9 protein-coding genes are annotated in these 11,718 nt (G+C 37.7%); 8 read left to right on the top strand and 1 reads right to left on the bottom strand.

All coding sequences use genetic code 11. The features are described from left to right. Positions 1 to 45: 45 nt before the first annotated feature. Positions 46 to 2,124, bottom strand: a complete 2,079-nt coding sequence (locus tag AA0X95_RS20520; protein WP_413301107.1) for a helix-turn-helix domain-containing protein — start codon at positions 2,122 to 2,124, stop codon at positions 46 to 48. Positions 2,125 to 2,459: 335 nt separating this feature from the next. Between AA0X95_RS20520 and AA0X95_RS20515 the strand changes: the two genes are divergently transcribed. The 8 genes from AA0X95_RS20515 (at position 2,460) to AA0X95_RS20480 (ending at position 11,597) form a co-directional block, all read left to right on the top strand. Further along, complete coding sequence (locus AA0X95_RS20515; RefSeq protein ID WP_413301105.1) at positions 2,460 to 3,839, top strand: MFS transporter; 1,380 nt, start codon at positions 2,460 to 2,462, stop codon at positions 3,837 to 3,839. Positions 3,840 to 3,877: 38 nt separating this feature from the next. Then, on the top strand, positions 3,878 to 5,269 hold the full coding sequence (locus AA0X95_RS20510) for a DUF1254 domain-containing protein (protein WP_413301103.1): 1,392 nt from the start codon (positions 3,878 to 3,880) through the stop codon (positions 5,267 to 5,269). 39 nt (positions 5,270 to 5,308) lie between these two features. Further along, positions 5,309 to 6,940 (top strand): long-chain-fatty-acid--CoA ligase, encoded by a 1,632-nt coding sequence (locus AA0X95_RS20505; protein ID WP_413301101.1) that lies wholly within the window; start codon positions 5,309 to 5,311, stop codon positions 6,938 to 6,940. 22 nt (positions 6,941 to 6,962) lie between these two features. After that, positions 6,963 to 7,742: an SDR family oxidoreductase gene (locus tag AA0X95_RS20500; RefSeq protein ID WP_413301099.1), complete on the top strand. Its 780-nt coding sequence runs from the start codon at positions 6,963 to 6,965 to the stop codon at positions 7,740 to 7,742. 91 nt (positions 7,743 to 7,833) lie between these two features. Further along, the gene (locus tag AA0X95_RS20495) at positions 7,834 to 8,418 is read left to right on the top strand and encodes a hypothetical protein (RefSeq protein ID WP_413301097.1); all 585 of its coding nucleotides are present in this window, start codon (positions 7,834 to 7,836) and stop codon (positions 8,416 to 8,418) included. Positions 8,419 to 8,438: 20 nt separating this feature from the next. Beyond that, complete coding sequence (locus AA0X95_RS20490; protein ID WP_413301095.1) at positions 8,439 to 9,026, top strand: polyhydroxyalkanoate biosynthesis repressor PhaR; 588 nt, start codon at positions 8,439 to 8,441, stop codon at positions 9,024 to 9,026. Positions 9,027 to 9,038: 12 nt separating this feature from the next. Then, positions 9,039 to 10,127, top strand: coding sequence for an alpha/beta fold hydrolase (locus AA0X95_RS20485; protein WP_413301093.1), 1,089 nt, complete (start codon positions 9,039 to 9,041; stop codon positions 10,125 to 10,127). A gap of 72 nt (positions 10,128 to 10,199) precedes the next feature. Next, entirely contained in the window at positions 10,200 to 11,597 is a 1,398-nt protein-coding gene (locus AA0X95_RS20480; protein WP_413301091.1) for a DUF1254 domain-containing protein, read from the top strand. Positions 11,598 to 11,718 lie beyond the last annotated feature (121 nt).

The following is an 11,718-nucleotide window of genomic DNA, read 5'->3' as shown; positions in this document are numbered from 1 at the left end:
AGTGGAGGTTCATCACTTTCCATGGGTTAATCGTCAACGCTGCTTTTAATACGTTTCACTGAGGTGACATGCAAGAAGCAAGGTAAGCCAATCGTTAGGTTCGTTCAGATCAACCGCTAGTAAATCCTCGATTTTTTTTATTCGGTGGTAGAGTGTATTCGGGTGAATATGCAGACGCTCTGCCGTCATGGAAGTGGATCGCTTGGCAGCAATATAAGTTTTCAATGTCAGCTCCAATTCGCTTGCTTGCGCCTTTGGTGATTGGAGTGGAGACAAAACTTCTTGAATAAACTGCTCAATATCCTTAGTCTCCTGATTCAGAAACAATCGGTTAATGCCGATGTTTTCATATCTCAAGATACCGGGTTTGTCTTGGTTAAAGAGATAGGATAACGATTTATTCGCCTCTTCAGTACTCTTCACAACATTCTCAAGTTCTGCGTAAAGCCTTCCTATACCGCAGTAGAGGGGAGGAGAACTGTATTTTTGCCATCGAATAACAGCAACTTCCAATTTTTGGATTAAGCTTTCCTGTTTGGCTTTGTTGGCGGCATGGAGGAGGATTGTTACTTTATCATCAAAGCCGAAAAGAAGAATGTCTGAGTGCCCCAGCTCTCCATGAAGAGAAGCAATCAGCCGCCTAAGGTGTGCTTCTCGTTTCTTCACGTCTTGTGCCTTCTTAGTAAGTTGCAGAACAGTGACAAAGAGTGGTCTATCTGGAGAAAGACCAAAATCTTTTGATTTAGCTACAAGTAAATTTGGTTCTTTAAATTGTAAAAGCTCATTAAAAAATTCATAGCTTCGCTTATAGTGCAGATCTGTCATGGAATAGGTATTGACCATCTTCAATGCAACCAAAGCACTGCCCTGCTCTAAGACTACTGTGTCAAGAGGCTTCAGTGGTCTAAGCAGCTCCACAACAAAGTACCCGATTGTCAATCCTTCGTTCACAATTGGGTAGAGATGAAAAGAAGTTTCGTTAATTGTAACTGTCAATGTTTCCACACGATTTTCCCATCCATTTAATAAATCTGTATCCATTAGTCTCCTTGAAAGAGGCGTGTAATGTGGATACCATTCATTTTTAGTCATATCGAAAAGAGAAACAGGAAGGTTAATCATCTGTTCAACAGTTTTAGCCACTATTATCAAATCAGAATCCTTTAAAGAGAGTTTAGTAAAAACTTCATGAATATGGTTTCGTTTCACCAAATATTCGTTTGTTTCCCTTAGTTCTGAAAAAAGTCTTGCATTGGTAATGGCAATCGCTGCCTGATCGGCAAAACCCTGCAGCCTGCGCAAATCCTCTTTGCTTAGTTCTCTTTTTTTCTTAATTTGGTGGACAATTATTACACCAAGCTTCTCCTTGTTCATCCTAATAGGCACAGCCATGTATATTCCAGTTCCTTTTATATCCGAATCATTCACGGCATTCTGTAAAAAATGAACGTTCTCCGCTTGTAAATCACTTAGCGCTTCCATCGCTTCATTTATATTATAGATCTGGCCCACTCCTGCTTGGAATACCTTTCCTGTGATGCCCTCGCCGATGTTGGTCTTATAATCGTAAATGGTCGGCCCCATCCCGATACTTGCTTTAGGGATAAGCTTTTGTATCTCTGGGTCGTAGAGAGTTAAAAAGCCGCGGTCAAAAGCAGGAATGGCTATCGATGCGTTTTTCATGATGTTTTGCAGTAATTCGTTTAAATCTAGTAAAGAAGTGAGAGAATGCAATCCCTGAAGCCATGCATCGTGCTCTAGCCAATGGCGGTTCCAGTTCTGACGAAGCAGCAAATAACGAATTTGTAGGACAAAATGATCACACTCTAATTGAGATAGCTGCCTGTTAGATTTAATACTGGCTCGAACTGGGATTGAATCGGGGCCTTCCGTTTCAAACTGAAAGAGTTGCCATCCTATATGAAAATCATAGTTTATGAAAGTTTTGCTTTTTTTGTATGATGATTCTAGCCATGAAGCATTCGAATAAAGCATTTTTTCATCCTCTGATAGAGAACTCCCGTAAATCAAGACCCAGTCATCATTGGAATCCAAAATCCAAACATGGCAGGCTGAAGCACCTAACACATTGTCCAACTGCATTCTAACATCGATCTGTTCCATATTCCATCCCCCTCAATATTCGTGATGTTTACTATTTATTATCATATAAAATGTGGACATACACAATGGAATTCTAAATTCAATGTGTATTCTGACAATGACAGGAAGCTTATTATTTTATTATAATATTCTTAATTCATAGACAAGAAGGGGTGTGTTGTAATGAGAGAAATGAATTTAGATTATGGAAGCGCTTAGATTTCTTAGTTATCAAAAAGTCTAAAGAAGAGTTAATGAAAGACTCGGTAAAGAAACCTATGAACCACTTATTCCATTAGATCTAGCACCACCGAAGAAGGGCGAAAAAACATTTTTTTAAAAAGGGAGAATAAGAAATGTTAGCAGAAAAGAAACAGAACGTTAATACAACCCCTTTACAAATTGAGGCACCCAGTCATAAGGAAATGTTGGGTTATGGATTAGGATTTTTTGGAATTATTTTAGTTTGGACATTAAAGGGGACATTTTTAAATTTTTATTACACTGACATCGCAGGTATATCAGCAGGAGTTGTAGGCACGCTTATGCTAGCTGTTCGTGTTTTTGATGGGATTGCCGATATCGCAATGGGTTCTTTAGTTGATCGTACCAACACAAAATATGGTAAAGCTCGTCCCTGGATTCTTCGGATGGGGATTCCATTTGGCGTTATGACGGTTTTACTTTTCTCTGTGCCGGATATTGGAAATACAGGTAAGATCGTTTATGCAGCTGTTACATATACATTGTTAATTTTAGTATATACAGCTATTTCCATCCCATATAAAACACTTCTAGGATTAATGACACAAGATCCGAATAAAAGATCTGTAATTAATATTTACACAGGCATTTTTACGATGTTAAGTACCCTTGTCATAACAATAATGGCTCAACCTGTAGCAAGTGCAATTGGGGGAAGATTAGGCTGGACATCGGTTGCCGCTTTTTGTGGGATTACCATCGCCGCGACAAGCATAGTAGCCTTTCGTTCAACTAAAGAAAGAGTTGGCGTTTCAGCTTTCGATAATGTTAAAAACAATGTTCCGCTTAAAACAGGATTAAAAGCTTTAGTTACAAATAAATATTGGTTAATTGTTACAGTTTATTGTGTGATTGCTTATACGCTAAATACAATACTAGCAGGAGCAGGACTGTACTATACAACTTATATACTTGGCAAAGCTTCCTACTTCTCACTCGTTGGTCTACTATTATTTTTGCCAACGATGATCGGATTCTTCTTTATGGCTAAATTAGTCAAAAAATTCGGCAAACGCAATATTGCATTATTTGTTTCAGTGATAGGTATGTTTGGTCCAATTGTTAAATTCATTGACCCATCTAATCTCTCTGTATTTTTAACTGGGACAGTAATTCAAGGATTTGGATTGCTGCCAATCATTATGTTTTTATATGCCATGATCAACGATACGGCTGACTATGGGGAATGGAAATTTGGTGTTAGAACGGAAGGTTTAGTTAATAGTGCAGCAAGCTTTGGTATGAAAGTAGGAGCAGGTCTTGGCGGAGCCTTAATTGGATGGTTATTATCGTACGGAGGTTATGTAGGAGGTGCAGAGGAACAAACGTCTTCAGTAAAGACAATGATTTTAGCACTTAATATTTATATTCCTTTCGTTTTAGCTATTTTGCAGACAGTTCTCATGTGGATGTACAAACTTGACAAACAATATCCACAAATCTTGGCTGATTTGAATCAGCGAAAGTCGTAAATAATAATATTCCATTTATAGGAGGAGGTTCTATTTTCATGAAAAATAGCAAAAAATTATTAATTCCAGTAGTAGGAATCCTTACGTCAATGGCTATTTTTACAGGAAGTGTTTTAGCTGATACAACACCAACACAAACGAATGCATCTGTAGTATCAACACAAAACCAATATCTTGAGAATTTAGGATACAGTATCGGAATTCAGGCCTATATATACGGGTATCCTCTTGTGGAAATGGAAAGAACGATGCAAATTTTTACCCAAAAAGCACCATTGAACACTTTCGATCATATGAGAAATTTAGTAGATGATCGTTTTAGAGATGTTGTTGCACCCAATAATGATACACTCTATTCCCTTGCATGGCTGGATCTATCCAAAGGGCCGGTAGTTTTAAGTGTTCCAAATATAGGTGATAGATACTATTCCTTCCAGTTTTTGGACGCCTATTCAAATTCATTTTCCTACGTTGGAACACGAACAACAGGCACCAAAGCAGGAAAATATGTCATTGCAGGACCAAATTGGAAAGGGAAGCTTCCTAAAGCTGCGAAAGTAATTCAAGCACCTACAGATATGGTTTGGCTCATTGGTCGTACTTTAGTGGATGGAGAAAAGGATTTAACAAATGTACATGCTATTCAAGACAAATATTCGCTGACACCTTTAACTAAAAAACAAGCAGAACCCTCAATCTATTTGCCTGAGATTACAGAGAATATTTACAATGATCCAGCAGCATTTTTTGATATCATGACTCAATCGATGAAGTTATTACCAGGGTCGCAAGCGGATGCAGCGATGCTGACACAGTTTAAGCTGATTGGCATTGATCCTGACAAAGGATTCCAAGGAAGCAAAGACCCTGCGATTATGGCTGGACTAACACGTGCAGTAAAAGACGCACAGGAAATCATAGTAAAATCCAGGGGCTATAAAGGTTCATTAAATAATAATTGGACGATGAAATATGAAAATGGAACTTACGGTACTGACTACCTGATGAGAGCAGTTGTTGCAAAATTTGGTCTAGGAGCAAATATTCCGGCAGAAGCGATGTACCCCAATACCCGTCTTGATGGTGAAGGAAATCCACTTAGCGGAGAGTACCAATATGTGATTCATTTTGATAAAGATCAACTTCCCCCGGTGAATGCTTTTTGGTCGTTAAGTATGTATGGATCAGATTTATTCTTTGTAGCCAACCCTATCAATCGTTTCACAATCGGAGACCGTACAGAAGGTCTTAAATACAATGAAGATGGTTCACTAGATATCTATATCCAAAATACCGCACCAGAAGGGAAGGAATCCAATTGGCTTCCTGCACCAAAAGGTAACTTTGTTATTATGTTAAGAATGTATATGCCTAAACAAAATGTATTAGATGGAACCTATGAGATGCCAAAAGTTCAAAAAATTAAATAATAGACATCATCTAAGAATTCAACAAAGGGGGAAGTTTTTATGTTCTATTCAAATAAACCGTGGTTAAAGCATTACCACTCGAAGATTAATGAATTCTCTTCCATTGAAAATATTTCTTTAGACGAAATGTTTCAAAATGCTGTGGAACGGTTTTCTAACGATACAGCTATTCGGTTTTATCATAAAACATGGACATATAAAGAACTTTCGTCAGTGGTGGATCGATTTGCTGCTTCCCTCTACCAAATAGGCGTAAAAAAAGGGGATCGCCTTTCCATCATGCTGCCTAATTTACCACATTATCTCTTTTCACTTTTTTCCATCTTTCGATTAGGGGGAATCGCCGTTCAGGTTAATCCAATGTATGTTGAAAGGGAAATTGAGCATGTATTAAATGACTCACAGTCTGAATATATTGTGGTTTATGAAAATTTGTATCAAAGGGTAAAACAGGTTCAAGATAAAACTCTGCTTAAGCACATTGTGGTTGTGGGTTTTGGTGAACAATCTACAGAACTTGCAGAAGGAGATTATTATTTTGATAGTCTTTTAAAAACGAATGCACCAGCTGTGCCACAAATTAATATCGACCCAAACGAAGAAGTTGCACTGTTACAATACACAGGCGGTACAACGGGAATTTCAAAAGGTGTAATGCTTACTCACAAAAACATCATGTCCAATATGGAACAAATAAATGACTTTATGTTCAAGGCTGTTGATGTGCCGCATAATCCTAAAATTATGTCGATCCTGCCAATGTTTCATATTTATGGCCTGACATGTAATGTGTTCCTTGGCATACATACTGGCTGTAACCTCATTATCCTGCCACGATTTGATGTGCAGGAAGTAATGGAAACAGTCAAACGTCACCAGCCATTCCAATTTTCTGCGGTACCAACCATGTTCATTGCTTTAAATAGCCAACCTAACTTGGAAGTGTACGGATTTGATAAAGTACCTCTTTATAGCAGCGGCGGGGCGCCGATGCCAATTGAACAGCTGCAATTATTTGAAAAACGGACAGGTTGCAACCTATGTGAAGGATACGGTCTTTCAGAAGCATCTCCTTCGACACATATCAACCCGCCATTTCTTGAGAGAAAAGCTGGTAGTATTGGAATTCCCGTTCCAAGTGTTGAGGTTAAAATTGTCCAAGAAACGGAACAAGGGTACGAAGAAGTGCCAGTTGGAGAAATCGGCGAATTAGTTATTAAAGGACCTCAGATCATGAAGGGATACATGAACCGCCCTGAAGATACAGAGGAAACAATAAAAGATGGATGGCTGCATACAGGTGACATAGGAAGAATGGACGAAGATGGGTATTTTTATATCGTGGATCGTAAAAAAGACATGATTATTGCTAGTGGTTATAATGTATATCCTCGTGAAATTGAAGAAGTCCTATATAAACATGAAGCAGTTCAAGAAGTCATTGTTGTTGGTGTTCCTGATCCTTATCGAGGGGAAACAGTAAAAGCCTTTATCAAATTGATTGATGGTGCAATTGTAACAGAAGAAGAGATGATTCTCTTTTCAAAACAATACTTGGCACCTTATAAAGTACCTAAATTTATTGAAATTCGGGATGAGCTTCCAAAAACATCAGTAGGAAAATTATTACGAAGATCACTTCGAGATGAGTCAGCAGCAGTAAGTAAATAATTTTTAAAAAGGAGTAATTAAAGTGAACATTAGAGAATTATATGACATCAAAGGAAAAACAGCTATCGTTACAGGTGGCGGTCGAGGACTTGGAGAACAAATCGCCCTTGCATATGCAGAGGCAGGTGCCAATATTGTTGTTTGTTCCAGGAAAGTAGAGGCATGCCAGGAAGTCAGTGAGCGACTGGAAAAGCTTGGAGTGCGCTCAATGGCACTACAATGTGATGTTTCAAACGTTGAAGATATCCAAAGAGTGGTGGAGAAAACAGTCGAAGAGTTCGGAACCATTGATATTTTAGTCAATAATAGCGGCGCTACATGGGCTGCCCCGGCACTGGAAATGGAAGCTAAACATTGGGATAAAGTGATGGATGTTAACGTAAAGGGCGTTTTCCTTTTTTCTCAGGCAGTAGGAAAAATCATGGTTGAACAAGGTTCAGGCAAGATCATTAATATTGCTTCAATCGCAGGTTATGGAGGCCAAGATCCAAAGGTCATGGATACGATTGGTTATACCACTAGTAAAGGCGCAGTCATTACATTTACACAAGATTTAGCTGTAAAGTTAGCACCATTTAATGTTCATGTGAATGCGATTGCACCTGGATTTTTTCCAACAAAAATAGCAAAGGGGCTATTGGACCATTCTGGTGAAAAAATACTTGAAAGAACCCCGGCAGGCCGTTTTGGCTCTGATGTCGATATGAAGGGCCCTGCGTTATTCCTAGCTTCGAATGCTTCGGATTATGTATTTGGTCATGTATTAGTAGTTGACGGTGGAACAAAAGCAGCTGTTCAATAATTATTTTAAGTATTAACAATGACTTATACATACTAACTGGTTAGTATGTATAACCGCTGATTTTTGAAAACATAACATAGGAGGAGTAAAAATGACAGAAAAAGTAGAAATGAATAAAAATAATTCAAGTTATGACCTTGTTTGGAACTATGCACTTAATAGAGTTGACGCCTGGGTAGTACAGGAGAATCGTCGTGAAGATTTTCTTCTTCAATCAGCAAAGCAATTGGCAGAAAACTTAAAACAAAACCAAAAGGATAGGAAAGAACTAGCGCAACAATTTTCAAAAGAATTAAGTGAATGGGTGATGGCGACGAGAGAAGAACTTCTTACTACTACAACTGTTTTTCAAAACCTATTTCCAATTAGATCATACGAGGAAATTAATAATAGGTTAGATGATATTCAAAATAAAATAGGTAAGATGACTTCAAGTCCTTATAAGGGCATTACATATGGAGAATATGTTGACAACGTAGTTTCTACACTAGAAAAATTCGTTGAATTTAGACGGTCTAGTCGATCTCAATATGTAAGTACCGTGAAAAAATCAATGTTTACTTTGAAAGTTTACCAAGGAAAATCATTAAAATTGATAACAAGCCAAGTAAAAAATATGTTTTTTCCTGTTCAAAAATATATGGTACCTACAAATGAAGTATCATCTGAATTTTAATAATTTTAGGAGGAGCAGCCATGTCAGAGTACCAGCATCAATTAAACCCATACGTTATGTTTAAAAAGTATAGTGATCAATTGGAAAAACAAATGAATGATGCCATCCATTTGTGGACAAACAATCAGGAATTTGTTCAATTTTCAAGAGTAAGTTCAGATTCACATGCCCGTTTTATGGAAGTGGTAAAAAAATACAATGAATTTATAGCGAATCAATTGAATTTACCTTCTAAGAATGACTTAGCCAATGTCGCAAAATTAGCTATCCAATCGGAAGAAAAGCTTGAAACTTTAGAAGAACAACTTTGGAGTTTACAAGATTCAGTGGATGCTTCAAAAAGAGATATCGCAGACATGTTAAGTATGACCCGTGAGGTTATGAAGCTAGTAAAACAGCAAAAAACCGAAAATGCGAAAATTAAGAAAGTGCTGGAAGAAACAGAAGAATTGAAGGTGGATCTCCAACAGCTAAGAAATGATGTAGCTAGCATAACAAGTTTGAAAGAGGAAATTGCCTTACTTAAAGAACTCATGTATGAAAACTTAGTTAAACAATCTACCCAAGAAGTTGAACTGTCAGGCCCCATTTCAAATAATTTACCCTAAGGAGGAGCAAATTTGATTACGAGTATTATAAATAAAAATTTTATTCCAACATTAGATCCTGAAATAGAGTTGAAACGGTGGCGAAAATTATTAAATCTTGCTAATGAACCAGAGCCAAGCGTGAATCATACTCCAAGACACGCTGTTTGGAAAAAAAATAAAGCCACATTATGGCATTATCCTGCTATTGAAAAAAAGTATGATATCCCGCTATTCTTTGTATTTTCCTTGTTTAACCGACCTTATATTTTAGACATTGCACCAGGTTCGAGTTTAATTGAAAAGATGGTCAATGCAGGATATGACGTCTATCTATTAGACTGGGGGATTCCTGGACATGAGGACAAAGAAATGACATTGGAAAATTATATTGTTGATTACATTAAAAAAGGAGTTCAACGGACATTACGACATTCCGGTGCTAAGGAAGTATCCATTGTTGGATACTGTCTAGGAGGGACACTAGCCTCCATTTATGCAGCCGTTGCAGAAGAACCGATAAAAAATCTTGTTGTAGCCTGTGTTCCAATTGATTTTAGTGTTTCCGCCGTTCCTGATAAGTGGTTTGAAGGGTTAAAAAATGGAACGATGAGTGCTGATCGCTATATTGATGTATATGGATTAATTCCACCGCAATACGTTAATGCCATGTTTAGGGCTGTTAGTTCCCCTGTTTCCTTCAGCCCATATGTTGGACTACTAAGCTTTGCGCACGATAATCGGATGGTTTATAGATGGAGACGCATGGACAAATGGACCAATGACCATGTTCCATTCGCTGGAGGAGCCTTCAGGCAATTATCAATTGATTTAATGAGGGAAAATATGCTCGTAAAAGGGGAGTTTATGGTTCAGGGAAAGAAGGCTGACTTAGGAAATATCAAGGCGAACCTGCTGTTAGTTACTTCTAAAAATGATTTCCTTATACCTGAAGAACAGAGTCTGCCTTTGATGGATTTAGTTTCTAGTACAGATAAAACCTATGAGCTGGTTGAAGCAGGCCATATATCATTAGCCTTATCAGGCAAGTTTGCTTCTATAATGGACAGCTGGTTGGGTGAACGCTCTATAAGTAAGAAAAAAGTCAAACAAGAGAAATAATCTTGTTAATATCGGTTCCCGGGTGGATTATCATGAAGAAGTTCCACTATAACAGAAAGGGGTAATTTGTTCATGAAAAAGAGAAAAAAACTATTAATTCCTATAGTGGGTATGCTAGCGTCCATGGCTATTTTTACTGGAAGTGTGTTGGCTGATACAACACCAACACAACCACAAACTAATGCTCCAGTAGTGGCGCAGCAAGATCAATATCGTGAGAATTTAGCATATAGTATCGGAATCCAGGCTTATATATACGGATATCCTCTATTGGAAACGGAAAAAACCATGCAACTGTATTTAAAAGATGGTCAATTAAACACTTTTGATCATGTAAGAGAATTAAGAGACGATACTTTTAGAACTGTAGTTGCCCCTAATAACGATACACTTTATTCTAGAGCATTTTTGGATTTATCCAAAGGGCCAGTAGTCTTAAGTGTTCCAAAAATAGAAAACAGATACTACTCTTTCCAATTTTTGGACGCATATACAAATTCATTTAACTTCGTTGGAACACGTACGACGGGTTCAAAAGCAGGAAAATATGTTATTGTAGGTCCAAATTGGAAAGGAAAACTAGCAAAAGGTTCGAAAGTAATCCAATCGCCTACCAACATGGTTTGGCTGCTTGGACGTACATTAGTTGATGGAGGAAAGGATTTAGAAAATGTTCATGCCATTCAAGACAAATATACTCTGACACCTTTAGATAAGAATCAAGCCAAACCATCCATTGAGTTGCCTGTGATTTCACCAAGTGATTTCAATGATCCAGCACTTTTCTTTGAAATCATGACTCAAGCGATGAAGTTAAATCCAGCGCCGCCTGTAGATGCGGCTATGTTATCCCAATTTAAGTTAATTGGAATAGAGCCAGACAAGGGATTCCAAGGAAGTAAAGATCCTGCGATTATGGCGGGACTTACGCGAGCAATAAAAGACGCGCAGGAAATTATAGTAAAAACTGTACCTAAATTAGGAACAACTAATAATAATTGGAAAGTTTACTATGATATTGGGACATATGGTACTGACTATTTGACTAGAGCTTGTATTGCTAAAGTTGGGTTAGGAGCTGTTATACCTGAGGAAGCAATATATCCTCGTACTACATTTGACAGTGATGGAAATCCGCTTAGTGGAGAGAACCAATACGTTATTGATTTCGATAAAGATCAATTGCCGCCAGTAAATGCTTTTTGGTCATTAAGTCTGTATGGTTCAAATCAATTTTTTGCTGCCAATCCGATTAACCGTTTTTCAATAGGAGATCGAACAGAAGGTCTTACTTACAATCCAGATGGTTCACTAGATATCTATATTCAAAATACTGCGCCAGTAGGGAAGGAATCTAATTGGCTTCCTGCACCAAAAGATAACTTTGTTCTAGTGTTAAGAATGTATTTACCTAAGCAAAATGCTTTAGACGGGACCTATCAGCTGCCAAAAGTTCGAAAAGTAAATTAATCATCTTAGTTAAAGTTTTCAGTATAATATGGTCAACAATGCTACAACAGTAAATACTCTAGTAATTTTCAATCAGCACACTAGACATGTGGAAAGCGGAAACCATATGCAGTAAACTGGT

The sequence above is a fragment of the Neobacillus phoenicis genome (assembly GCF_047302305.1).
Lineage (GTDB): Bacteria > Bacillota > Bacilli > Bacillales > Cytobacillaceae > Neobacillus.
The sequence above is the reverse complement of the archived record's forward strand: the minus strand, read 5'-3'. Positions and strand labels throughout refer to the sequence as shown.

Bases quoted from the DNA above. Each gene is read 5' to 3' on its own strand.
- AA0X95_RS20490 (WP_413301095.1), top strand. From the start codon at position 8,439: ATGTCAGAGTACCAGCATCAATTAAACCCATACGTTATGTTTAAAAAG.
- AA0X95_RS20510 (WP_413301103.1), top strand. From the start codon at position 3,878: ATGAAAAATAGCAAAAAATTATTAATTCCAGTAGTAGGAATCCTTACG.
- AA0X95_RS20520 (WP_413301107.1), bottom strand. From the start codon at position 2,124: ATGGAACAGATCGATGTTAGAATGCAGTTGGACAATGTGTTAGGTGCT.
- AA0X95_RS20515 (WP_413301105.1), top strand. From the start codon at position 2,460: ATGTTAGCAGAAAAGAAACAGAACGTTAATACAACCCCTTTACAAATT.
- AA0X95_RS20505 (WP_413301101.1), top strand. From the start codon at position 5,309: ATGTTCTATTCAAATAAACCGTGGTTAAAGCATTACCACTCGAAGATT.
- AA0X95_RS20495 (WP_413301097.1), top strand. From the start codon at position 7,834: ATGACAGAAAAAGTAGAAATGAATAAAAATAATTCAAGTTATGACCTT.
- AA0X95_RS20480 (WP_413301091.1), top strand. From the start codon at position 10,200: ATGAAAAAGAGAAAAAAACTATTAATTCCTATAGTGGGTATGCTAGCG.